General features: G+C 43.5%; 19 protein-coding genes. 6 read left to right on the top strand and 13 right to left on the bottom strand.

All coding sequences use genetic code 11. The features are described 5' to 3' along the window. Positions 1–2: 2 nt before the first annotated feature. From H1A11_RS13160 to H1A11_RS13170, 3 genes are read right to left on the bottom strand one after another with little or no spacing between them, the layout of a single operon-like run. Positions 3–1,958, bottom strand: a complete 1,956-nt coding sequence (locus H1A11_RS13160; protein ID WP_181757324.1) for a glycoside hydrolase family 97 protein — start codon at positions 1,956–1,958, stop codon at positions 3–5. Positions 1,959–1,981: 23 nt separating this feature from the next. Next, positions 1,982–5,275, bottom strand: a complete 3,294-nt coding sequence (locus H1A11_RS13165) for a DUF5107 domain-containing protein (RefSeq protein ID WP_181757325.1) — start codon at positions 5,273–5,275, stop codon at positions 1,982–1,984. A gap of 11 nt (positions 5,276–5,286) precedes the next feature. Next, a complete protein-coding gene (locus tag H1A11_RS13170) occupies positions 5,287–6,660 on the bottom strand; it encodes a sugar porter family MFS transporter (protein ID WP_181757326.1) in 1,374 nt (457 codons plus the stop codon). A 282-nt stretch (positions 6,661–6,942) separates the two neighbouring features. On the opposite strand from H1A11_RS13170, the gene H1A11_RS13175 reads away from it, so the two are divergent. The 5 genes from H1A11_RS13175 to H1A11_RS13195 all read left to right on the top strand — a co-directional run bounded on the left by H1A11_RS13175 (position 6,943) and on the right by H1A11_RS13195 (position 13,244). Further along, positions 6,943–7,830 carry an AraC family transcriptional regulator gene (locus tag H1A11_RS13175; protein WP_141981242.1) on the top strand — a complete coding sequence of 296 codons (888 nt, stop codon included), beginning with the start codon at positions 6,943–6,945 and terminating at the stop codon, positions 7,828–7,830. A 254-nt stretch (positions 7,831–8,084) separates the two neighbouring features. Continuing rightward, complete coding sequence (locus H1A11_RS13180; RefSeq protein ID WP_181757327.1) at positions 8,085–9,419, top strand: TolC family protein; 1,335 nt, start codon at positions 8,085–8,087, stop codon at positions 9,417–9,419. Positions 9,420–9,495: 76 nt separating this feature from the next. After that, entirely contained in the window at positions 9,496–10,593 is a 1,098-nt protein-coding gene (locus H1A11_RS13185; protein ID WP_035449880.1) for an HlyD family secretion protein, read from the top strand. 106 nt (positions 10,594–10,699) lie between these two features. Continuing rightward, on the top strand, positions 10,700–12,340 hold the full coding sequence (locus H1A11_RS13190; protein ID WP_117601301.1) for an MFS transporter: 1,641 nt from the start codon (positions 10,700–10,702) through the stop codon (positions 12,338–12,340). Between the two features lie 37 nt (positions 12,341–12,377). Beyond that, positions 12,378–13,244 carry an AraC family transcriptional regulator gene (locus H1A11_RS13195; RefSeq protein WP_008662940.1) on the top strand — a complete coding sequence of 289 codons (867 nt, stop codon included), beginning with the start codon at positions 12,378–12,380 and terminating at the stop codon, positions 13,242–13,244. 6 nt (positions 13,245–13,250) lie between these two features. Here the strand turns inward: H1A11_RS13195 and H1A11_RS13200 are convergent, their stop codons facing one another. The 8 genes from H1A11_RS13200 to H1A11_RS13235 form a co-directional block, all read right to left on the bottom strand. Next, a complete protein-coding gene (locus H1A11_RS13200) occupies positions 13,251–14,690 on the bottom strand; it encodes a PAS domain-containing sensor histidine kinase (RefSeq protein ID WP_117601302.1) in 1,440 nt (479 codons plus the stop codon). A 20-nt stretch (positions 14,691–14,710) separates the two neighbouring features. After that, positions 14,711–15,832, bottom strand: a complete 1,122-nt coding sequence (locus H1A11_RS13205) for a sensor protein KdpD (protein WP_119961442.1) — start codon at positions 15,830–15,832, stop codon at positions 14,711–14,713. A gap of 111 nt (positions 15,833–15,943) precedes the next feature. Next, positions 15,944–16,699: a hypothetical protein gene (locus H1A11_RS13210; protein ID WP_119961441.1), complete on the bottom strand. Its 756-nt coding sequence runs from the start codon at positions 16,697–16,699 to the stop codon at positions 15,944–15,946. A gap of 146 nt (positions 16,700–16,845) precedes the next feature. After that, on the bottom strand, positions 16,846–17,418 hold the full coding sequence (locus H1A11_RS13215) for a K(+)-transporting ATPase subunit C (protein WP_181757328.1): 573 nt from the start codon (positions 17,416–17,418) through the stop codon (positions 16,846–16,848). 12 nt (positions 17,419–17,430) lie between these two features. Next, positions 17,431–19,479 carry a potassium-transporting ATPase subunit KdpB gene (kdpB, locus tag H1A11_RS13220; RefSeq protein WP_119961440.1) on the bottom strand — a complete coding sequence of 683 codons (2,049 nt, stop codon included), beginning with the start codon at positions 19,477–19,479 and terminating at the stop codon, positions 17,431–17,433. Positions 19,480–19,509: 30 nt separating this feature from the next. Continuing rightward, positions 19,510–21,216, bottom strand: a complete 1,707-nt coding sequence (gene kdpA / locus H1A11_RS13225) for a potassium-transporting ATPase subunit KdpA (protein WP_119961456.1) — start codon at positions 21,214–21,216, stop codon at positions 19,510–19,512. 18 nt (positions 21,217–21,234) lie between these two features. After that, a complete protein-coding gene (gene kdpF / locus H1A11_RS19765; protein ID WP_055305132.1) occupies positions 21,235–21,315 on the bottom strand; it encodes a K(+)-transporting ATPase subunit F in 81 nt (26 codons plus the stop codon). A 385-nt stretch (positions 21,316–21,700) separates the two neighbouring features. Next, on the bottom strand, positions 21,701–23,059 hold the full coding sequence (locus tag H1A11_RS13235) for a sigma-54 dependent transcriptional regulator (RefSeq protein ID WP_117966665.1): 1,359 nt from the start codon (positions 23,057–23,059) through the stop codon (positions 21,701–21,703). Positions 23,060–23,363: 304 nt separating this feature from the next. On the opposite strand from H1A11_RS13235, the gene H1A11_RS13240 reads away from it, so the two are divergent. Continuing rightward, entirely contained in the window at positions 23,364–24,698 is a 1,335-nt protein-coding gene (locus tag H1A11_RS13240) for an aspartate kinase (RefSeq protein WP_119961455.1), read from the top strand. On the opposite strand, the gene H1A11_RS13245 is transcribed toward H1A11_RS13240, so the two are convergent. Both H1A11_RS13245 and H1A11_RS13250 read right to left on the bottom strand, forming a co-directional pair. Then, the gene (locus tag H1A11_RS13245) at positions 24,695–25,486 is read right to left on the bottom strand and encodes an SGNH/GDSL hydrolase family protein (protein WP_119961438.1); all 792 of its coding nucleotides are present in this window, start codon (positions 25,484–25,486) and stop codon (positions 24,695–24,697) included. The two genes, H1A11_RS13240 and H1A11_RS13245, sit on opposite strands and share 4 nt — an antisense overlap. Before the next feature lie 18 nt (positions 25,487–25,504). Next, positions 25,505–26,692: an AGE family epimerase/isomerase gene (locus H1A11_RS13250; protein WP_117601306.1), complete on the bottom strand. Its 1,188-nt coding sequence runs from the start codon at positions 26,690–26,692 to the stop codon at positions 25,505–25,507. Positions 26,693–26,707 lie beyond the last annotated feature (15 nt).

The raw sequence follows: 26,707 nt of genomic DNA on the forward strand, positions 1-26,707 counted from the left end.
CATCAATAGCCTGATATTTTCGCAACCCAACCACCACCAGAAGCCAAAGAAACATTCAATATTTCTCCTCCTTCAACTTCCATGAATTCATGTTTGTAATCAACAGCACGAATATCCGCATTGACACCGTCTCTAAATACCTCCATCTTATACTTTTTACCTTTAGGCAGGAAACTTAAGTCGAGTTTCATGTCTCTTGACGTCCAGTCTGTAACGGCCGCCACATACCATGAATTCCCATTTCTACGAGCCATGGCCACATAATCACCTATTTTACTATCTAATGTCACTAGGTCATCCCACTCCACAGGAATATCAACCAGAAACTTAGTGCATTCCGCTTCCCGATAATAATCAGATTGGGGATCAGGCAGCATTTGCATAGGACTCTCTGCTATGACAGCCATTGCCATAAAATGAGCCCTAGTTCCTTGTCCCATCGGAGTGTCATGATTAAAACGGAATGACCTTTTCGTTGCATTATTCATCGTACCGGGAATATAATCCATCGGCCCAGCAACATTACGAATAAAAGGAAGCATAAGGCGATTATCGGGATTGTCTTTATAGGTTCCACCGTTTTGTTCAAACTCAACCAAAGCCTCTCTAGTCAAAACATTAGGATAAGCTCTTCGTAAGCCATCGGGACGATAGGCTCCATGAAAATCAAGTACCATTTTATACTCAGCAGCCTTTTGTGCAGCCTTCCAATAAAAGTTTGACACATTCTGATCTGAGCGGTTGATGAAATCAATCTTCAACCCTTTAATTCCCCACTCAGAGAATTGAGCCAACGCCGCATCCATCTGACTCTCAAACAAGTCATAGGTCACCCAAAGCATTACATCTACACCTTTCGAGGTTGCATAGTCTACTACTTCTTTCATGTCAAGGCCAGCAATGGTCTTTGTCAAATCTTCTTTATAAGTCCAACCGTCATCAAACAAAAAGTAACGAATCCCGAAATCTGCAGCAAAGTCAATCATATATTTTGCAGTTGCAGTATTAATTCCTGCTTTAAAATCCACATTGTACAAACCACGACGTGCCCACCAATCAAAAGTTACCCACCCAGGTTTAATCCACGAAGGATCCTCTATCTGGCATTCAGGTGCCAGCAGGTATACCAACTGATTGTCCATCAAATCCTTGTCTTCTTGGGCTACAGCAAACACACGCCAGGGGAAAGTTCTTTTTCCGCTTGTTTTAGCTATATAATCCTCACAAGCAACAATTTGCCTTCTATTTTTTGAGTTACCGTTGACATTATATGTCTTAGGATAATTCCAAAAGTGCGCATTCAGATTCTGGCTCCCTTTTTCAAGCCACAAACAAGGATAATCCTGCAAATCAGATTCCAGCAAAAGTATGTTTGTACCCGATGGAATCTTTACCAAAGCCGGATAATTTCCCGTAACGCCTTGTTTTATATCTTGAATCTTTTGTTCTACATATGGAGCCTCATAATCACTGTTCATATTGGAATCTTGCTGAAAGAATACCGTGGAAGAAGGGGCAAATACAAAATCTGCAGCTTCATCAAAAATGGTCAATTCTCCTTTACGATTAGTTAACATACGATAAGCCATTCCTTCGTCATATAGCCTAATTTCCAATTTTGTTTTATCAGCAAACAAGAAGGATAGCTCATTGTAACGTTCTGCAATAACTGAGCGCTTTTCCTTTATCTCGGGAACAACCATCCTATCAACAGCTTTCGTTTTAACAGAACGTACCTTCGATGACTTTTCAGGAATATATCCCTGATCCGTATTCAAATAAATGTTACGGACAGCAAACAGAACATCTTTATTTTGCAGAACACGTATAGAGACATGTTCATCTATGGAAACCTCGGCATGTAACACCTTATTGGGAGAAGCTAATTTAACCTCTTTGGCCACTACTAAAAAAGGACATAAAAACAATAATAGCAGACCTACTCTCAACCTATCCATCTTATTCGTATCTTAAAAAATTACTATTCATTTATCATTTCACTATGTATCTGTACACCTTGATGGTTATTATCTAATTCAGACGCAATTCCAAAATAAGTCTTCGCCTTCTCTACATGACCAAGGCCCAAATGACCAAGGCCCATCAAATAGTTACAATGAACACGATTTTTTCTATTCATATCGTCTTCCCAAATCTGCAAATCAGGGAGAGAAACTGCAAAATAATCCATCTTAAAGATATCAAACAGATGTTTTTCACCAAAATCAATCAAACGGTTAAAACAACTACATGCCTTTCCTTCATTACCTAACTTTAACAATGCCAACCCTTGATAGAATACTTTGTCAGGCTTTTGGTCATTGTAGTACATTGCTGCAACAGGTTGATTATTTCCTGAACAAGCCTTCTGAAAGAAAATTTGTGCTTCATTATTTTGCCCCATCGCTTGCAATATACATCCCTTATAATAATTAAAATCATTTTCTTGTGCTCCTTGCAATTTGCCTTCACCCAAATTATGAGGATAAATAAAACATTCATCTATCAACTGCAAAGCTTTTTTATATTCTTTAGATTTCAAATATTCTTTTACCAATTGTACACGACACAACTGATATTGAGCCGGAACCTTACCTTCACCTCCTTCCCAAGGATGAAATTGGCGAGTATCAATCAAGTGGAGAGCCTCTTCATAACGTCCCAACTGATTCAGTAAAGTCACATATTCCAAAGAAAGATCATCACGTGAAAATGTAAGTTCTTTATAAACATCCAATAAAGCCAGACGTTCTTTATGAGGACGGTTCAAGCGTTTATATAACTGATCCAGTTCCATCAATATACGAGCATCATTGGTATCCAAGTAGAAAGCCTTTTCCAGCAAAGCTACAGCTTCTTGTTTCCTATCCAATTTATTGAAATATGCTAATGATAGATTTCTGCAAACAGTAGGGAATTCCGAATCTTGTTCAATCGATTTTTCCCATGCAGCCACTGCCTCTGCATATTGGCGCTTATCATACCACAAATTACCTAGATAATATAATGCCTTAGGTGCTGTCTCGATAAGTCCAACGACAGCTTGGAGAGCCAATATAGCTTCCAATGTATTCGGGAAACAATAGTCGGGAGATTGCTGTTCAGCCATACTAGCTACCGCCACAGCTTCTTCTTTTCGGCCTAATTGGTGCAAGAACCAGCTTTTATAGTAATACAATAGAGTAGGTTGCAATACTGAAAAATCAATAGCGACATCCACCACCTTTATGGCTTCTTCCCAGCAACCGCATGAAGCATAATCCAAAGCCAACTCTTCATAATTATGCCCCTCACGACGCATCTGCAACAGCAATGAATGCAAATCTTTTTCATCTTCAGTCATTAGATATTTTTCAAAACAGCATCCAAAATTAAAATGGTCATAAGAGAGCGATTCTTCTATCAGTGCCAAAGCCTTCTCTCTCTCTCCTAAATGACGCAAAACAATCGTCTTCAAATGTCTCCCCCTCAGATTGCACCAATTTCTCATCAAGGATTTATCTATCTCGTATAGGGCATTCTCCCAATCCCTCCGTGCCACGGATATTTGAGCCAACGAATAATAGCCTACGTCTTGCCATGCCGCGTTCCAACAAGATTTATAAAAACAATCATAAGCCTCGGCAAACCTACCCTGATATTTCAGAGAAAGTCCCAAATTATACAAAGGCTCTCCATCATAAGGATTCGGAGATTTTGCAGTCAATGTCTTCACTGCCTCCCGCAAATAAGGTTCTGCTTTGGCAAACTGTCCCTTACGCAGTAACCATAGTCCTAAAGCATTATTATTACGTACATCGCTCGGATCTCTACGCAAAGCTTCTTGATAATAATCCGTAGCCAAATATGTAGCATGGCGATACTGCTCAAGGTGTAGCCCCGTCAGATACAATTCTTCTGTAGTTTGGATATCCTTAGGCTCCAAAACAGCTTTAGCAGCTTCCGGAAGTTCCTTTATTTCTTCAGATTCCGGTTTCCACTCTAGCAACATTTTTCCTTTCTGATCAAAGATTGTAACACATATATCTTTCAAACATACTATCTCAACCTTCTCTTTCAAATCCTTTTCAGGAGTAACATCCCTAACAATATCCAAAATATTTTTTTCTGCTTGGACTACAATTATATGAAGATTCGTTTGTGTTGACGTTGTAAAAACCTTTAAAAAAGCACAGTCATCCTCTATTTCGATATTCATCATTACCTCTTCAGAAGCATTCTTTACTACTCCCAGTTCCCTATATGGAATAAAATATTGGACGAACGTCTTTTCTTCGTAAGGCTGCAACCATGTGAAATCTGGTTGGTTGTCTGTATAAACTCCAGCCATTAATTCAATATACGGGCCATCCGCATCTGTCAAATTACGATCCCATGCTTGACCAAAATCACCATTACCCCATGTCCATTGTTTTTTCCCCGGTGACACATGATGATTAGCCACATGCAATACTCCTGCACGTGAATCATTCTCATACCCTCCTACAAAATTATATTTAGAATGTATAGCCATATAAGAAGTGGGTACAGGTATATTTTTGTATCGAGAAATATCTACTCCAGCAGAATAGTCCATCTTGTAATAAGTCCCTGTAGCAATGGGATAACGGGAGACGTCACGTTTACCATGGTCAAAAACTGCATTTACATCTCCCGGGAATACCGACTGATAGTATTCATTCACGGCAACTGCTGGATTAGCCCACCACAGAAAAGTCTGAGGAAATGGAGTTGGGTTATATACTTTCCCCTGAATTTCGAGTCTGGCATACCCCGGACGCAATGTAAAACCAGCCATGCCTTTTTGATGAAACATACGTTCCCTCTCACTAACCCACACTATAGCACTACCATCTTCCCGTTTCTCAATAGAATAGTCAACCGGCAAAAAAGTGCTGGGACGATGGTGCTGTGGCCAGTTGAATTCAATACCTCCAGAAATCCATGGCCCTGTCAGTCCTACCAAAGCCGGCTTAACTACGTGATTGTAATAAATAAAATGACGCTGTTTAATCTTATCGTACGCCATTTGGACACGTCCTCCCAATTCAGGCAGAATCATCACTTTGATATATTCATTCTCCAAATAAACAGCGTGATAACTTTGTTCCCTACAAACATCTTCTATCTTTTCAATAACCGGATACGGATAAACGACTCCACTACTTCCCTGATACACACGTTTTTCCAGAAACATAGGATTTTTTTCAGCTTTGCCAATAGCATAAGTGGGGAGAATCACATCTTCCTCCCAAACCTTTACATCTTCAGTCATATTTTTGTATTTTATTTTGTTAATTCTTTTTCCAGCGTTTCCAATGTTTTCCCCTTAGTTTCAGGCAAGTTCGACCGGATAAACAAGAAACCAGCCAAACAAATACCACCATACAACCAGAATATACCAGCCGCTCCTACCCAATCATTAAAAATAGGAAATGTATATGTAAGTAAAAAACACGCAACCCACAAGAAAAATGTTGAAAGAGCCATTGCCATTCCACGAATCTTTACCGGGAATATTTCAGAGAGTACCACCCAAACAACGGGCGCCAATGACATGGCATAGCACGCAATCGCCAATACAACAAGTAGTAACATAGGCCAACCACTTATCTCTAAATGGTAGCATATCCCTAAAATTACATAAATAAGCGCTAGCCCAATGGAACCTACAAACATAAGGCTCCTCCTTCCCCATCTGTCAACTGTATATATAGCAACAAATGTAAAAATAACATTAGTTACCCCCGTCACCACAATATTCATCAACACATCAGAAACCTCATAACCGGCTGCAGAAAATATTTCGTGCGCATAATTAAATATGACATTAATACCACACCATTGTTGAAAGACAGCTAACACTATACCAATAATCAAGACTTTCCTGACTGAAGGATGAAAAAGCTGCTTCCAGCTACTTTTTTCTTTTTGCTCCACACCCAATTGTGACATCTCCGATAAAGTCTGCATAGCATAATGATTTCCGCCAATACGCGACAATATTGTTTGAGCTTGAACCATTCTCTTATTCGCTGCCAGCCAACGTGGACTTTCAGGTATCATAAACGCAAGAATAAAAAACAATCCGGCAGGTATCAGTTCCCCCCAAAACATCCATCGCCAGGCCCATGCCACACTCTCAACGCTAAGAGTTTCCACCCCTGCTGTATAATATGCTCCGATTTGCCAATTAGCCAATTGGGCCATCAGTATACCCAATACAATTGTCAATTGATTCAACGAAACAAATTTTCCACGAACTGAAGCCGGTGCCACTTCCGCAATATATACAGGAGAAATATTAGACGCAATTCCAATACCCAATCCACCTATAATCCTATAAAGAATGAACCAACTGAAATTATCGACTGCACCTGTCCCATAAGCTGACAACACAAACAAGACTGATGCGATAATCAACATTGTTTTCCGGCCATAACGATCGCTCCAACTTCCAGAAAGCAACGCTCCAACCAAACACCCCACCAAAGCACTACTCATTGCCCAGCCTCGAAGTGCTGGTGACCCCTCCAAGTTAAAAAAAGGCTCATAAAAAATCTTAGCACCTCCAATTACCACCCAATCATAACCAAAAAGTAATCCCCCCATGGCCGAGACCATGCAAATCAACCAAAGATAAACATTATTCTTTTTCATATTATACCTTAAAAAGTTGCTGCAAAGAAAGCAAATAATCCCTATGCAAAAAATAGAGAAAAAAAGTATAAACCTGGACCATTTTATGACTTAAATAAAAATTCCATCAATCAACAAATATGAAAAAAGAAAAACATCACTCTTATAGTTAGTTAAAATATCGCAATAATCAAAAGGATGTATTTATATAATATATATATTTGTCATATATCATTAATCCATATACACTTCATTTATACAGAAGAATAATCAGACAACAATAAAATTCTCAATATTAATACTATGATTAAAAAAAAAGATGGATTCAGCGGTGAGAGGGCAATAGTCCTTCCACAATTTATTGTGCATGAAATGGAAGAAAATCCTATATCAGCTTGCTTGCATATTACAGATATAGGTTATTACCCTAAAGCCAAGTTTCATTTCATCGAACGGAAAGAATCCATTTCACAATATGTATTTATCTATTGTTATGAAGGAACCGGATGGTATCAGCTAAATGGCAAAAAGTACATCGTAAATGCCAATGAATATTTCATTCTACCTGCCGGAACACCCCACTCTTATGGGTCAGCAGATGATTCTCCATGGACCATCTATTGGATTCATTTCAAAGGAAAGCTTGCCCCTTATTTTTCCATACAAAGCTCATATCCAATGGAGATAAAACCAGGAATACATTCACGAATAAACAACCGGATAGATATGTTTGAAGAGATTCTGCATACTCTGGAAATGGGTTATAGTCATGAGAACCTATTGTACGCTTGCTCCATTTTTCACCACTATCTTGGCACATTAAGATATCTTCAACAATATAGGGAAGCGATTCAGCAAGATTCAAATACTACAGACATAATCACTGAAACGATACACTATATGAAAGAAAATATCGAAAGGAAACTCACTCTAAAAGAAATCGCCAAACATACAGGATATTCTATTTCCTATTTTTCTGCACTATTCAGCCAACGGACCGGATATGCCCCTTTAGTGTATTTCAACATGCTTAAGATACAACAAGCCTGCTCATTATTGGATTTTACTAATATAAAAATCAACCAGGTTTGTTACAAAATAGGTATTGAAGACCCCTATTATTTTTCACGGTTATTCAATAAGATAATGGGAATGCCTCCTAAAGAATATAAAAAACTAAAAAAAGGATAACACTATTGTACTGGCATAACCAGTATAATAGGTTATTGTCCATTATACTAGTTTGATATTTTCACTATTACCAAAAAAATCCTACAAATAATATAGGTTTCATTAAAAAGATTAATGCAATCCTTATTAGTTTATATCCATTCTTTGAATTCATGCTTACAAAAAAGGAAAATATGAATACAAACAGTTGATATATGGATAGTCCTCTTGCATTTTAAGCCACTAACTTTGTGTGCAAATATCAAGTGACTATTATGAAAAGACAACTGTTCACATTTTCCTTTCTGTGTCTGCTTGCACTAGGTACAAGAGCACAAAATACCCTAACCTTGGAGGACTGCCTCAAAATAGGTATCGAAAACAACTTGTCCTTGCAAAGCAAACGGGAGGAAATACAAAAAGGGAAATACGGCATCTCTGAGAATCGAGCCAAACTGCTGCCCCAAATCAATGGTTTTGCCAACTATAACGACAATATCGATCCACCCGTCTCCGTTACCGACGGTTCAGCGTATGGCAATCCCTACAATGTAACCCAAACCTTGCAATACAACGCCAACTTTGGATTACAGTTGCAGATACCACTTTATAACCAGACACTCTACACCACTCTATCCATAGCCAAAACCATGGATGAGATGAATCGCCTTTCTTATGGAAAGGCAAGAGAAGACCTCATCCTCCAAATTAGTCAAATGTACTATTTAGGACAGGTTACAGCTGAACAGATTATTTTGATAAAAGCCAACATCACTCGCCTGGAAGAGTTGAGAGATATCACTCAAGCCTTCTATGACAACGGCATGGCTATGGAAGTAGATGTGAAACGCGTCAACATCAACTTGGAGAACCTCAAGGTGCAGCACGACAACGCACAAGCCATGATGGAACAGCAACTGAATCTACTTAAATACATTATCGACTATCCGGCGGAAGAAAGAATAGCACTGGTACCAGTGAATACAGAAACGATTACGCCCGTAGCACTCACCGGGCTATCCGAAACACTATATGAACTCCAGCTGTTGCAATCACAAAAACAACTTGCTGAACAGCAGAAAACAATAATCAGCAACGGTTACATCCCCTCCTTGAACCTGACAGGAAGCTGGATGTTTTCCGCCTATACAGACAAAGCTTACCATTGGTTCCATTCCGGCCCTTCCAACCATTGGTATCGCTCCTATGGAGTGGGCCTCTCCTTACGCATTCCCATTTTCGACGGACTGGACAAACGCTACAAGATGCGTAAGGCAACCATCGACATAGAGAACATCAAACTCGCCCAAGAGAATACCAGAAAGAATCTTCAGACACAATATCTGAATGCTACCAATGACCTGATGAACAGTCAGCGTAACTTTAAGAAGCAGAAAGACAATTATCTACTTGCTGAAGATGTATATACCGTTACTATGGACCGTTATCGGGAAGGAATCGCCTCAATGACCGAAGTATTGCAGGACGAAATGCGGATGAGCGAAGCCCAAAACAACTATATCAGTGCCCACTACAATTACCGGATAACCAATCTGACTTTGCTGAAGCTGACGGGACAGCTGGAGACGTTGAGCCCCTCAATTCCTTAAAGAGGAAGATGAATAGAGTCCGTATTCAAGGACGGATATATATATAATAATGAGTAAACAATATAATATAGAAGATATGGAAACAAAAGAGAACAATAACACCGCAAGTACCCATCAAGAGAAAGCACGGAAATTGAAGAAGCTTCGCCGTTGGCAAATCGTTGTCAGCCTATTAGGAATAGCTATCCTTATCTGGGGAATAATTCAAGTGACCTGCCTCTTTTTGAACTACAAACGGACGGAAACCAGTAATGATGCACAGATTGAACAATACATATCTCCCGTCAATCTGCGCGCATCAGGATATATCAAGAAAATTTGTTTCACAGAACACCAAGAAGTACACAAAGGAGATACCTTACTTATATTGGACGACCGGGAATATAAAATCAGAGTCATGGAAGCTGAAGCTGCACTCAAGGATGCACAAGCCGGCGCCACAGTCATTGGTGCTACACTACAAACCACGCAAACTACAGCCTCTGTCTACGACGCCTCCATAGCAGAGATAGAAATCCGCCTTACCAAGCTGGAGAAAGACCGCCAGCGATACCAGAACTTGGTGAAGAGAAACGCTGCCACCCCCATTCAATTGGAACAGATAGAAACCGAATATGCAGCTACCCACAAGAAGTTGGAAGCTGTGAAACGGCAACAGAAAGCTGCCTTGTCGGGTGTGAACGAAGTGTCACATCGCCGTGAAAATACAGAAGCTGCCATACAACGGGCAACAGCCGCACTCGAAATGGCACGGCTGAACCTCTCCTACACCGTAGTAGTAGCTCCTTGTGATGGGAAATTGGGACGGCGTACTCTTGAAGAAGGACAATTCATTACTGCTGGACAAACCATCACCTACATTCTGCCTGACACACAAAAGTGGATTATAGCCAACTACAAGGAAACCCAAATTGAGAATCTGCACTTGGGACAAGAAGTAGCCATTACCGTTGATGCCATCAGCGGCAAAGAGTTCAAAGGGAAAATCACTGCCATCTCCGGAGCCACTGGTTCCAAGTATTCCCTAGTGCCCACGGATAATTCTGCCGGTAACTTCGTGAAGATACAACAACGCATCCCAGTCCGCATCGACTTTACCGATTTGTCTAAAGAAGACAACAGTAGCCTTGCCGCCGGTATGATGGTAATAGTCAAAGCGAAAACAAAAAAATAGGGATTAAGGATTAGAGGTTAGGGATTAAGGCAACCAACTCCTTAATCCTTACCCCCTAATCCTTAATCTTTAACCCTTAATCCCTAACCCCTTAACCCTTATCCCCATGCCCTCATACCCCAAGAACTATCCTTTCTACAACTGGGTACCCAAACCGGTAGGTATCATCATCCTATTCGTATTCTTTTTGCCGATACTGACTGTGGGCGGTACCTACTCGGTGGCAAGCACCGAAATGATGAGCGAACTCGGCATCATTTCCGAGCATATCCAGTTTGCCAACTTCGCCACTTCCATTGGCATGGCAGCATTCTGCCCTTTTCTGTATAGGCTGGTAGTCATACGCCGGCAGAAAATGATGTGCCTGGCAGGATTCTCCCTGATGTACATCTTCAGCTATATCTGTGCCAAGACAGACAGCGTTTTCCTGCTGGCACTATGCAGCATCTTTATGGGATTCCTACGAATGGTGCTGATGATGGTCAACCTCTTCACCCTCATAAAGTATGCAGGGCATATCGAGGCGTACGACAAAATTACACCCGGCAACGAGCCCACAACTGACGAAGGCTGGGACAAGCTGGACATCGAACGGAGTGCGGCACAACCCGCCATCTACCTATTCTTCATGGTACTGGGGCAATTGGGAACCTCGCTCACCGCCTGGCTCGCTTTTGAATATGAATGGCAGTACATACACTACTTTATGATGGGGCTACTATTACTTTGCATCCTCATCACCTTCATTACTATGCCTTATCATAAATATACCACCCGCCGTTTCCCCATCAACTTCAAGCAGTTCGGCAATGCCTCCATCTTCTGCATCACACTGACCTGCATTACCTACGTGCTTACTTATGGCAAAGTGCTCGACTGGTACGATGACCCAACCATACAATGGGCCACAGTCTGCGCCATCATTGCTGGCGGCATATTTCTCTATATCGAGTCTACCCAGCGCAATCCTTACTATCAGCTCGATGTATTCAAACTGCGTACCATCCGTATGGGTTTCCTATTCTATTTTCTGTTAATGGTACTGAATTCCAGCGCCATGTTTGTCAATGTATTCACGGGCATAGGCATGAAACTGGACAACTTCCAGAATGCCACCCTGGGCAACTGGTCCATGCTGGGCTACCTCATCGGCGGTATAGCCACTATCTGGCTCAGCGTAAAAGGCGTACACTTCAAATATCTCTTTGCCGCCGGTTTCCTTCTATTGGGGCTTTCCGCCATGTTCATGTATTTCGAGGTACAAGGTGCAGGACTGTACGAACGGATGAAGTATCCGGTCATCATCCGTTCTACCGGTATGATGTTCCTCTATTCGCTGATTCCAACCTACGCCACCCAACGCATGCCTTACAAATATCTTTCTTCTTGGATATGTACCATGCTTACCGTACGCATGGTATTGGCTCCCAGCATCGGAGCCGCACTCTATACGAATGTACTGCAAGAACGCCAACAGCACTACGTCACCCGCTATGCACAGAATGTAGACATGCTGCACCCCGAAGCATCCACCTCGTTTACCCAGACCGTACAAGGTATGCAATATCAGGGAAAGAGCAAACAAGAAGCAATCAGCATGGCTGCCATATCCACCAAAGGACGCATCCAAGTGCAGGCCACCCTCTCTGCTGTAAAGGAAATGGCAGGATGGACACTCTACGCCTGCTTGTTTTGCATGATATTTGTGCTTGTCGTGCGGTATCCTAAACGAAAATTACTAACTTAGCAGACAATTTTCAGTATAACCTGTAATTTTGTCTGTTATGGATACCCAACAAGAACGTTTATCCCACTTAGACCGCGCATTGTCAAACGGAGAAAACATTTGTAGTTCAGAAGGTATGCTCTGCTCCTTTCCTGCCTCCCTGAAAAAACCTTTTATGATTAATGGAGCAGGACTGATTGTCTGCCGCCAAGGCAACTTCACCTTTTCACTTAACATGAAAGCATTCTCGGCCCAAGCTGGCGAAACAGTTTTCATCCCGGAAGATTCTCTCTTCCAAGTGTTGAGCGAATCGGAAGACCTGCAACTATTCATATTCATTTACCAGATAGAACCGATACGGGACATCATAGGCAATTCAGTGGCAGCCATGTACCTATACATGCAGCTCCGGACTGAACCATGCTACGTATGGAACACCGGAGATGAAGAAGAAGTTTTGAAATACATGTCCCTATTGGACAATACCCTGCACTTAGACAACAACACCTTTAATGGTTACGAACAAAGACTGCTTCTACTGGGACTTACATACCGCATCTGTTCCATTTACAACCGTAAACTGATGAACCTAAAAACAACGGTTGGTCACAAACATGAAATCTTTATCCGGCTGATTCAGCTGATAGATGCACACTACACGGAAGAACGCGGCGTAGAGTTTTATGCAGACAAACTCTGCTTATCACCCAAATACCTCTCTGCACTATCCAAGTCCGTCTGCGGATTCACGGTGCAGGAACTGATATTTAAATCCATCATCCGCAAAAGCATCTCACTACTCAAGAACACCCAGAAAAACATCCAGGAAATCGCCGACTTCTTCAATTTTCCCAATGCTTCTTATTTTGGAACATTCTTCAAGAAACAAACCGGCATGTCTCCGCAACAGTACCGTAAAAAATAGAAAACGTTACGCTTTCAACCGGATAACGAAGCGACTCCCCTTACCCAGCTCACTCTGGACAGCCAATGTACCGCCATGAGCTTCCACAAAGTCTTTCGAAATGGAAAGACCTAAACCACTACCTTGCACTTTAGTGCCCGGCACTCGGAAATAACGGTCAAAAATGCTCTGATGATAACGCGGGTCGATACCTTTTCCAAAGTCCTGCACATACATTTCTACAAAGTCCCCGTCATGCCTAGCGCCGATAACCACCCTCCCGTTCTCTTTGGAATAGCGGATAGCATTGCTCAATAAATTGGTGAGCACCCAAGCAATCTTTTCGCTGTCGACAAACAATTTAGGCATTTTTTCTTCCGGATACTCCACTTCTATCTGAATGCCGAATTTATCAGCTTGTACCTGATTGGCCTTGATAGCATACTCTATCAGTTCAATGGGCTTCGTTATCTTAGGCATCATCTGCAATTTACCGGCTTCCACCTGCGTCATGTTCAATAATTCCCCGGTAATCCCAAGAAGGCGATCAGCATTTTCCTTGATGCTGTTCGACAATTGCTCCTGTTCGTCGTTCAACACCCCTACCCGTTTGTCCTCCAACAACTGCAGACTCATCAGAATAGCGGATATAGGCGTTTTCAGTTCATGAGAAATAGTCGAGATAAAAGTAGTCTTGGCACTGTCCAATTCTTTGAATTCTGTAATATTTTTCAGTAAAATCACATCGCCAAGATTATGAGGTTCGTCATCATCAGCCTCTGTATTTATAATGGTAATGTAAGAAGCTTTAAAATAACTCTCCTTATTGTCTGCATAAATTTTCAACGGTTCTTTCTTTTCACCCGGAGTTACCAATTCACGAACTAAACGGCGAAGCAAATCATTCTTCAAAGAAAGCTCCTCAGCCGAACGGCGAATTACTTCCTCCCGTTTCAAATTCAGCACAGTTAAAGCCTCATTATTGATAAAGAGAATTTCCCTATTACGGTTCAAGCCAATAATAGGTTCATCAATACTATTCACAATAGCTTCTAGAAATTTCTTAGCAGAAAGTATGTCGTTCAGCGTACTGGCGCGATACTCCGTCAGTCGTTCCGCCATCCGATTAAAACCATCAGCCACTTCACGAAACTCTTCGTGTCCACTCATATCCAGACGTTTCTCATAATTATGGTTCGCTATTTCAAGAATCCCACGTGTCAGTTCTTGAATAGGTTTGCTGATGGAACGGGGAAGCCATACCAATAATATGATACTGGCAAAAATACACACCCCACCTATCACAGAAATCCAGAGCAATGCACGTTGCAATCCCGGTACAGCAGCAGGACTATCCGGCTCCGTAGCCGTCAGTATCTGTAGATTCACCACAGAAAGAGCAACCAGCAAAATAATCATTCCAGCCAACACCCCTACGCTGAGTATCAATTTTGTACGAATATTCATAATGTTCCTAAGAATTAATATTATGCAAGTATAATCAAATCTATGTTTACTTGTGCCAAATCACGCACAAATTTTCGGTATTTCAATATCATAAACAATGATTTCGGAAAAGAAAGTGACGGACTTCCCATGCAGACAGTTGTTATCTGTTTCTCCCTACAAGTATCCACAATGCTTCCCAACACATCCGACGATTGTACCTGAACAACCTCCCCCCCCAGTTCAGTCACCAATTTGAAGTGGTTCAACAAATACCTTTGATTTGCCAGACCGATACGGTCAGTACTTTCTCTGGGAGTCTGTACATAAAGGGCGACAAACGAAGTATTGTAGCGGGTTGCCAGACGTGCAGCTTTACGAATGATGCGTCGTGGTGTTTTCTCGTTGCTGCTGATACATGCCAGAAACTTCTCATGACGGACTCCCACACTGGTAACCACCTCATTCTCCACTTTCTTTTCCACCCGCAAAGCCACCTCTTTCAAAGCCAGTTCACGTAATTGGAGAATATTTTCCGTTTTAAAGAAATTGTTCAAGGCAGTAGGGACCTTTTCCGGTTTGTAAATTTTTCCAGCTTTCAAACGGGCTATCAATTCTTCCGCAGTCAAGTCAATATTCACCACCTCATCTGCCTCTTGCAAAACGCTATCGGGAATACGTTCCTTCACCTCAATACCCGAAATGCCCTGCACTTCTTCATTGACACTCTCAATGTGCTGGATGTTAACGGCGGAAATCACATTGATACCCTCATCAAGCAAATCCATCACATCCTGCCAGCGTTTCTCATTCCGACTACCTTCCACATTGGTATGTGCCAGTTCATCCACCACTACTATCTCAGGGTGTATCTGGATAATGGCATCCAAATCCATTTCTTCCAGTTCTTTCCCTTTATAGAATATCTTACGACGAGGAACAACGGGCAATCCTTCCAACATGGCATCCGTACCGGCACGCCCATGTGTCTCTATATAGCCTATCTTCACATCTACTCCGTTGTCAAGTAACTCGTGTGCTTCCTGAAGCATACGATAAGATTTACCTACACCGGCAATCATGCCGATGTAGACCTTGAACTTGCCACGCCGCGACTTTTTAATCAAATCAAGAAAATGTTGTACGCTTTCTTCCCTACTCATTTCTTCTGTTTCTTGCTTGTTTTATATATACCATATAACCCGCAACGATCATCACGACCGCCACGGGCATCCAACGCTAATTCATGAGTTCTAAAGTTATATCTAAATAAATCATGGCCTTAAAGTAACGCCGAATACCAGATGTGCATCTTCCATACGAGGATTCCAAATGGCTTGTGCAAATACAGGTATTGAGAAACTGTCAGTAATCTTGACTTCCGTAATACCTTTCAGTGCCACATTGGTTACAGCAAATCCACTGTTAGGAACACCATATACTCCTACCCCAGCTTCATAAGGCAGAAATCCGCAAGTAAGGTTCAAATCTACAGACTTGACACTGAACGGATAGTTGAGTTCAACATACGAAGAATAATTCTGCCTGCCTTTGTCATCTTTGTCAGCTCCGGCAAACATAGTGTACCAAGCGATTGACAAAGGAAACTTTTCAACCGGCAATGTATAGGCTAATCCTGCTTCAAAGTGATGCGCCGTTTCGTGGCTCTTAAAATTGAAATACTTTCTTGCTCCTTGTCCGCCCCACCACAAGCTGGCAACAGAAAAAGTCAGACCTGATTCTCCAAAAACATAGGCAGCGGTCAAATCAATCTCCTTAGCCGCAGCCCCTTCTCCTGAAGAAGCTCCGTCAAAATCGGTAGAGCCCCATGCTGTCAAAGAAAAATCACCGACCCCAAAACCCAAAGTAGGCTGAAAACTTACTCCCGTCTGGTAAAAGCCGCGCCAAACATAAGAACTGACCAAATCACCTTGTATTGTAAATTCCTGAGCTTGCACTTTGCCGGTTCCCATAAAACAAGCAGCCACCATACTCGCAAAAACTAGAATTGATATTTTTAAACTTTTCATATCCAACTATTTATTTACCATTACTAATCAATCGTTGAAAGGCAGGAAGGAAGTTTCGGCTCCCCCTGTAAAATGACAGTCTTTCGCTGCCTGAACAGAAATACTTCCGCTCCTGCCCATAACACATGACAAACACAACTAAAAAATTATTTATTCTGATCGGCTTCTTCTAATGCAATGTTCAGTTCCAGCACATTGACAGTTTCCGTACCAAACACCCCCAAAAAGGGTTTGCTGATGTTCTTGTCTACAATGGCTTTCACTTCAGCCTCGTTCATGCCACGTGCCTGAGCCACACGCTTCACTTGTACATAAGCACAAGCAGGTGTGATATGTGGGTCTAGACCGGAACCACTGGCGGTTACCATTTCAGCAGGCACATCCTTGCGGCTCAGATAAGGATGATGTACCAGAAAAGTATCAATACGGGCTTCCACTTCTGCCAGGTATTCATCGTTCGTAGGACCTTTGTTACTACCACCTGAAGCATCGGCTGTATAATCACCCACAGATGGGCGTCCCCAGAAATAAATATCTTGCGTAAACATCTGGCCTACATTGGCAGCACCTACCACTTTACCATTGAGGGTTGCCACCTCTGCATTTCCCTTGTTGGGACCGGCGAACTGTGCAAATATCCACAAGACAAGGATATAGAACAGAGAGAAAAATATGCAAAATGCAATTGTTATCTTAAATGATTTCCAAAGAGTTTTCATTTTATCCAAGTTTTAAAAAAACAGACTAACTATCATATCTATCAGTTTGATGCCGACAAACGGAGCAATGACGCCACCCACACCATAAATCAACAGATTGCGACGAAGTAGCGCACTGGCACCGATCGGCTTATACTGAACACCTTTCAAAGCCAACGGAATCAAGATAGGAATGATGATAGCGTTGAATATGACAGCCGAGAGAATAGCCGTTTCAGGGCTATGCAGTCCCATAATGTTCAGAGGAGCCAACTGAGGGATGGCTACCATAAACAAAGCAGGGATAATGGCAAAGTACTTGGCAACGTCGTTCGCAATGGAGAAGGTAGTCAACGTACCGCGTGTCATCAACAACTGTTTGCCAATCTCCACAATTTCAATCAGCTTCGTCGGGTCGTTGTCAAGGTCCACCATATTACCGGCTTCTTTGGCTGCCTGCGTACCGCTGTTCATCGCCACCCCCACATTAGCTTGTGCAAGGGCGGGAGCATCGTTTGTACCGTCACCCATCATAGCCACCAGCTTACCGGCCTGCTGTTCTTTTTTAATATATTCCATCTTGTCTTCCGGCTTGGCTTCAGCAATGAAATCATCCACTCCAGCTTTCTCTGCGATGTATTTGGCTGTCAAAGGGTTGTCACCGGTCACCATCACAGTTTTCACACCCATCTTGCGAAGACGCTCAAAACGTTCCTGAATACCCGGTTTGATAATATCCTGCAACTCAATTACCCCGGTAACCTTCTGATTGACACATACCACCAGCGGAGTTCCACCGTTGCTGGTAATTACAGCAATCACCTCTTCAATCTCTTTCGGGAACTTGTTTCCGGCATTTTCCACAATCTTGCGAATAGCGTCGAATGCACCTTTACGTATCTGAGTACCATCCTGCAAATCCACACCCGAACATTTTGTTTCGGCTGTAAACTTAATCATATGAGCACCGGTAGTATTCAAATCACGCATACGATGACCGTTTTCACGTCCCAGTTCAATGATGGACTTACCCTCCGGAGTCTCGTCAGAAAGTGAGGACAACAAGCAAGCCTCTACGAACAAATTCTCGTCAACACCCGAAGCCGGATGAAACTTGGTGGCTTTACGGTTACCGATTGTAATGGTACCGGTCTTGTCAAGCAACAAGGTATCGATATCACCGGCTGTTTCTACTGCCTTACCGGATTTTGTGATTACATTAGCGCGCAAAGCACGGTCCATCCCCGCAATACCGATGGCAGAAAGCAGTCCGCCGATAGTAGTCGGTATCAAGCAGACAAACAAAGAAATGATGGCTGCAATGGAGATATAAGTTCCCGGATGGTCGATATTCGTATAGTCGGCCATAGGAATCAACGTCACACATACAATGACGAATACCAAGGTGAAACCGGCCAGAAGAATAGTCAATGCTATCTCGTTCGGAGTCTTCTGGCGAGTAGCGCCTTCTACCAAAGCAATCATCTTGTCAAGAAAGCTCTCACCCGGTTGCTGCGTCACCAGTACCTTGATTTTATCAGAAAGAACTTTTGTACCACCAGTTACGGAACTCTTGTCACCACCGGCCTCACGGATTACCGGAGCAGATTCACCGGTAATGGCACTTTCATCAATGGAAGCCAAACCTTCCACAATCTCACCGTCAGCAGGAATCGTATCTCCCGCTTCACAAATAAAATAGTCGCCTTTCTTCAAACGTGAACTGCTAACGGTATGGATCTTACCGTCAACCAGCACTTTAGCCGGAGTCTCTTCACGGGTTTTACGCAAGCTGTCAGCTTGGGCCTTACCACGCGCTTCAGCAATGGCTTCAGCAAAATTAGCAAACAGCAACGTCACAAACAAGATGATGAATACCAAGAAATTATATCCGAACGCTCCATATTCCGAAGTACCTAATGAAAGGAAACAGACAATCAGCATGACAACCGTTACGACTTCCACCGTAAACATAATCGGATTCTTTATCATCACCCGTGGATTCAGCTTCACGAATGATTGCTTCAAACTTTCCATTACTTGCTCCTTCTGAAACAGAGAAGCTGATTTATTATCTTTCATACCTATGAAATTACTTTTTACAAACTACTATTACAAACTGAAATGTTCAGCAATCGTACTCAATGCATGTGCCGGGAAGAATGACAAGGCAGCCACAATAAAGATAACGGCAAAAGTCATCACACCGAAAGTTACTGTATCCGTCTTCAGCGTACCGGCACTCTCCGGAACATATTTCTTTCCGGCCAACAGACCAGCAATGGCTACCTGACCTACGATAGGCAAGAAACGTCCTAAAATCAGCGTCCAGCCGGTAGTATAGTTCCAGAAGTAAGTATTGTCGCCCAATCCTTCGAAGCCAGAACCATTATTGGCCGCAGCCGAAGTATATTCATAAAGCTGCTCACTTAGTCCGTGGAAACTGGGATTATTCAACCAGCCGCCTTCACCTGCCACAAATTCAGGATAATGAGCGAACAAAAAGCAAGAAAGTGCCACACCGCCCAAGATGATAAGCGGATGAAGCAGTGCCACAATGGTAGCAATCTTCATTTCACGCGCCTCTACCTTCTTACCGAGGAATTCCGGAGTACGTCCCACCATCAGTCCACTGATGAATACGGCGATAATGATGAATGTATAATAGTTCATGAAACCTACACCCACACCTCCAAACCACGTATTAATCTGCATGTTCAGCATTTCCATCATACCGGAAAGAGGCATCGTTGAATCATGCATACCATTTACAGAGCCATTGGAAGTAACTGTAGTCACAATACTCCAAAGAGCAGTAGCAGCAGACCCTAAACGGACTTCCTTACCTTCCATTGCTCCATTGTCTTGGGCAATTCCCATCTCATCAATGCGCGGATTACCTCCCATCTCCTGCGAAACGTTGATGCAAACACCGACAAGAAAAGCAAAAAGCATTACGCCGTAGATAGAGTAGGCCATCTTTCTGCGTCTGGTGTAAAAACCAAGTGCAAGGACCATTGCCATAGGGATAATCAGGATAGACCAGCATTCTGCAATGTCCGTCAGGTAAGTAGGATTTTCCAACGGATGTGAAGAGTTACATCCAAAGTAACCGCCACCGTTCGTACCCAATTGCTTGATAGGAACAATCGCTGCCGTAGGACCTTGTGAAACCAACTGGGTTTGTCCTTCCATCGTCTGAACTTCCAGCTTACCATCAAATCCCATCGGAGTACCTTGTAGAATGAGGATGAAGCCCACAATCAACGAAAGCGGTAATAATACACGTGTACAGCTCAAAACCAAGAACTTCCAAAAGTTACCGATAGTCTTCGTCGATTTAGCAGCCATACCCTTCATGATACCTGCCATAGCTGCCATACCGGTAGCGGCGGTAATGAATTGGAACAACATAATAACGAACAACTGTGTAAAATATGTCAGTCCGCTTTCACCGGAATAATGCTGCAAATTACAGTTCACCATAAAACTGATACATGTATTGAATGCCAGATCCGGTGTCTGGTTAGCGTTTCCATCCGGATTTAACGGCAACCACTGCTGTGTACAGAGTAGCACCATGCCCCATACAAACCAAAAGGCATTCAGAATCAGCAGGGCTTTCAAGAACTGTTTCCAGTTCATCTCTTCCTCCGGATTGACTCCGGCCACTTTATAAATCAATCTCTCGACCGGCTTCATGAAATCCGACCATGTCTTTTCGCCTTTGTAAACCTTGGCAATATACTTTCCCAGAGGATAGGATATCACAATCAGCAGAACAATCTGCAAGGCTACACCTAAAATTTCAGTGTTCATTTCTCCACTCTCCATTCATTAAAACTTTTCGGGTCTTATCAGCACATAAGTCAGATACCCGAACATTACAATACCTAATACAAATAAAGCTGTGTACATAATTCTCTCTTTTAAATCTTCTCAAACCAATCTACACATTTCCAGAAAAGCCAAAAGGCGAACAAGCCGCTCAATAGGCAAAAAATAAATGATACTGTTATTCCCATGTTTTTACCTTTTAAAATGTTACTACATATTTTTGTCTGCCGGGAATATGCCAAATATGTGCCAAAAAGAGCGCGCATGACATACATCATTAATTATCAACAAAATACAAACTACATAAGTATAAAAAGAAACAGGTTGCACCTTTTCATTTTGAAAAGGTGCAACCTGTTTTGATATGTTTTAGTCCATAGGCACTTTCTGCTTCTAAGACTGTTTCAAAAATAATCTTGCCACAGTCCTATATCGAAGGTACCTCAGTCGTATACTGAGCCCCCTATTATAGAAGGCGTTCTGAGATCTTGTATTCCTCAATCTTCCGATACAACGTCGTCAAACCTATTTTCAATAACCGGGCTGCTTCTGTCTTATTCCCCTTTGTATACTCCAGTACACGGGCAATATGCCGGCGTTCCATAGCTGAAAGTTCAAAACTGCCGGGACTTGAATCATTGGAGTGTTCATAATGGGCATTCTGAATATCAAACGGCAAATCAGCAATGTCCAGATGTCCGCTCTCGCAAACAATCATACTACGTTCTATCACATTACGTAATTCACGGATATTTCCCTTCCACGGTTGGGAGTCCAATGCTTCAAGAAATGCGGGAGCTATTTCAACCACCGGACGCGCCAGCTGTTCTGCAAAACTCTTTATAAAGGCCTTCGCCAACAGCCGGATATCACCTGCACGTTCGCGCAATGGCGGCAGATGTATCTGAAATACGCTTAATCTATAAAACAAATCCTCACGGAAACGTCCGGCAACAATTTCCTGGGACAAGTTGCGGTTCGTAGCGGCAATGATGCGGACATTGACACGGGTAGGTTTCGTATCACCTATCTTAATATACTCACCGGTTTCAAGAATACGCAACAACTTGGCTTGCAGTTCAAACGCCATCTCACCGATTTCATCCAAAAAAATAGTCCCATTGTTCGCTTCCTCGAACAGTCCCTTCTTATCCTTCAATGCACCGGTAAACGAACCGGCTTTATGACCGAACATTTCACTTTCCAGCAACTCCTTGCTGAACGAAGAACAGTTAACCGCTACAAAATTCTGCCGTGCACGCTTACTACTGTAATGGATGGCTTGGGCAAATACCTCCTTACCCGTGCCCGTTTCCCCAGTCAATAGTACAGGAACATCAGTTCCCGACACCTTCTGAGCTAATGAAACGGCATCCTTCAGAACTTTGGATTCTCCCAGGATAGAATCAAAAGAGTACGTCTGCCCCACCTTCTTCTCCAGTTTTTCCAACCGTACATTCATACGCGCTTTCTCTACGGCACGGCTTATCAGAGGAATAATCTTGTTATTATCGTCTCCCTTGGTGATATAGTCGAAAGCACCGTTCTTGATGGCTTGTACTCCATCGGGGATATTGCCATGCGCTGTCAGCAGAATGACTTCCACATTGGGTGCCGCCTTCTTGATAGCCAACACCAAGTCCACCCCATTTCCATCGGGCAGAAATACATCGCACAAAGCAACATCAGGATTTTGGAGTTCCAGTTGTTTCAGGGCAGCCCTACAATCACCGGCCTGACAGACATCATACCCCTCCAACTCCATCATACGCGTCAGAAGAGTACGGATTTGTACTTCATCATCAATGATTAGAATCTTACTCATATCTATTCGATAAGTTTTTAAACTGATAACGGTAAAAACAGGGGTGTGCAAATATAAGGCTTTTCCCGAATATCGACGGCACATCTTTTGAACTTTTATAAATGAAAAGCCAAGAGCCTGCTACCAGCCAGAGCATGAATATCCCACCACGGCAATGCTACAACGGCATTATGCAGGCCAAGCTCAGGTGGCAAGCCCCGTCCTCCCCCCTTTCATTTTGGGAAGAGGCCACCTGAAATGAAAAGCCGGAAGGAAGAACCTCCGGATGAATGCAATTATGAAACTGTTAAAAAAGAAACAAGAAATGAAAGTTTGTAAATTCGGCGGAACTTCCGTCGGCACCGTAGAGAGAATGAAACATGTAGCAACACTCATTAAAGATGCAACACCCAAGATTGTGGTACTGTCTGCCACCGCAGGCACTACCAACCATCTGGAGGAGATTGCCGCCAACTTATTCAACCGTGAAATGGAACAAGCCCACGACCGCATCACCCGGCTGGAATTCCAGTTCATCGAATTTGCCAATGGGTTGCTGACCGACGAGAAACTGAAACGGGAAGCAATAGATTATATCCTCGACCGCTTCCAGCAACTATGGAAATTTACCAAGAACTCTTTCACCTCCGTCGAAGAGAAGGAGGTGCTGGCACAAGGCGAACTTATCAGTACCGCTCTGATGCATTTCTACCTGCGCGAGCTGAAAATTCCCAATGCACTGCTTTGTGCATTCGACTTCATGCGTACCGGCCCCGACAACGAACCCGACTTGGAATATATAGAACAAAAACTCCGAGAACAGCTTGCCTGCCATCCCGGCATCAATCTCTTCATCACTCAGGGTTTCATCTGCAAGAATGCCTATAACGAAACAGATAACCTGAAACGCGGCGGCAGTGATTACACTGCTTCCCTCATTGGCACCGCCCTCCAAGCAGACGAGATACAAATATGGACGGACATAGATGGCATGCACAACAATGATCCGCGCGAGGTGTCAGGTACCCGCCCCGTGAAACGCCTCAGCTTCAACGAAGCCGAACAACTGGCCTTCTATGGTGCCAAGATACTGCATCCTTTCTGTATCGCTCCGGCACGCCTAAGGAATATTCCCGTCCGGTTGCTTAACTCTATGGAACCATCGGCAGAAGGCACGCTGATTTCCAACCTGCAGGACGACAATATCATCAAGGCCATAGCCGCCAAGGACCACATCATATACATAAAGTTCGAATCGAACCATAATCTGTGTCCCTATCTGTTCATCAGCAAGATTTTCGACATTTTTGCCAAGTACCGTACCCCCCTCTGCCTGCTGGTATCTTCCAATCTGGACGTATCTGTGGCTATAGACGACTGCACTCGTTTATCGAACATCATCTCCGAACTACGCCAATATGCCCATGTATTGGTAGAAGACCGCATGACCATCGTCTCCGTGGTGGGCAACATGCAATGGGAATTTGCCGGGTTTGAGGCAAAGATTATGGAGGCGCTAAAGGACATCCCCCTACGGATGATTTCATATGGCAGCAGCAATAATGACGTGGCATTCGTCATTAAGAATACAGACAAAAAAAGGGCTTTACAAGCCCTAAATGATAAGTTATTCCAACCGGAATATGCAGAACGGAACTAAAAGAAATGGTTCCGTATCTCCTTCGCGATGTAACGGCCCATCAGCTCCTGCCCCGGTTTGTCGGGATGCAACCCGTCGCGCAGATAGCGCCCACTACCGGAAGGCTGCTCAAACTTTTCGGTGATACCACAGTTGGAGTAACAGTCTATCAGCTGCACGGAAAGCGCCCGGCACAACTCACGCAAGATGGCAATCTTCTGCAGATTCAGTGCATTGTGTTCGGGGTTGCCGGTCTGAATCGGCGTGCACACGAATACGCGGCATTGGGGATAATGCTCCAGAATGGTCTGAATGGACCAACGGACACCGCCCGCCATGGTGTTGACATCTACTTCATCGAGCGTCTTCCCTTTAAGGGCCTCTTCGGCACTACCCAAGTTACGGTCATTCGTTCCCATAGAGAACACAAAGACATCGGGCGCAGGGTAAGCGCCACTTTCCACTTCGGCTATGAACTTCTGGATATGCACCTTTGACACGTTGTTGTGCCGCATCTGCAACTCATGCTTATCCTCCGTAGCCTGCCAACCGCCGGAGATGCCGACAAAAGCTTCGCTGCCATAATCCTGAGTATCGGGATGGCATGCCCATGTGGCAGAACCGACCGCCACGTTGTGATGTGTAGCGAATCCGAGTTTATCCACTACAGTCTTAGACCATTGTTCGCCTGCGGTAATGCTGTTTCCGTCGCACCCGAAGTTCAGCTTGCTGAAGTCCGGATAAAGAGATTGCGCGTGCAGCGCAATCCCCATCCAGACAAGAATCCCCAAAACCATCAATCTATTCATCTCCTTATGATAGAAAACCTATGAAAAACGTTCAATAATTTCCATGCACATACGTCCGTTGTGATACGGACATTTCCAGAACCCCGCCTTGTCATCATCGGTGTTCACCGTGCCGTCGGCACGCACGCTCCAATGCCATTCTCCGTACTTGTAGTCTACCAGATGCTGCTTGATGAAACCCCAGCATCGGAGAGCCTTCTGCATGGCCACTTCGTCATCAAAGTGCTGGTAGAGGTTGGCATGTCCCACTACGTTCTCGGCCTGCACCCACCAGTGGCGGTCGGTATCGGTCTTTCCCTTATCCAGAAAAGTCTCGTATATCATGCTGCCGTCGGGCGTCAATCCTTCATCGGCAGCGGCAGCGATGTATTCTACAAGTGGTTCCACTTTCTCCAGGAGCTCCTTATCGCCCAGAACAAGGGCAGCCTCGTGTATCAACCAGGAAGCTTCGATATCGTGCCCGTAGGAGACAATTCGGTACTTGCTCACCCAATCATCATTGAAGAACAATTCCAGATGGCCGGTCTTGATATTCAGAATCCGTTCAGTAAAAAGACCTATCAAATTACGAAGCTGCTTCTCCAGACGAGCATCCTTCCATATCCGGAAAAGGTTGGTATAAGGTTCCAAAATATGCAGATGGGTATTCATCGTCTTGCGCTCGTTCTCATCCTTGGCGCTGAGGCGCATGTCGGCTATCTCTCCCCATTCGCGGGTCAAGGCTTCACAATAACCGTTCTTCACGGGGTCGAAACTATGCTCTTCAATCGTCTCAAACAAGCGGATGGCATATGCCAGTGCTTCATCATCGCCCGTGGCACGAGCATATTCACTCAGCCCGTAGATGGCGAAACCCAAAGCGTAAATCTGCTTCTTGGTATCGAGCGGATTGCCTTTATAGTCGAGAGACCAGTAAACTCCGCCAAATTCATTGTCGTAGAAACGGTCGATAAGAGTGCGTTTGGCACGCGTAGCCGTTTCCAAATACTCCGGCCTCCTCAGCAAGCGGTATGCAGCCGAAAAGGTCCACAAGATGCGGGCGTTCAGGATGGCCCCCTTTTCAGCTTCGGGCTTCACCTCCTCTCGACCCGTGATACGGCCGTAGAAGCCGCCGTTCACTTCATCCGTCATTCTGTTTATCCAGAAGGGGAGGATATTGGAGACCAACTCCTCCTCCATCTCCTGCTTCATCTTCTTGATATCCACTATTCTATGAGTTTA

Origin of the sequence: Bacteroides sp. CACC 737 (genome assembly GCF_013874375.1) — a bacterium.
Taxonomy (GTDB): domain Bacteria; phylum Bacteroidota; class Bacteroidia; order Bacteroidales; family Bacteroidaceae; genus Bacteroides; species Bacteroides uniformis.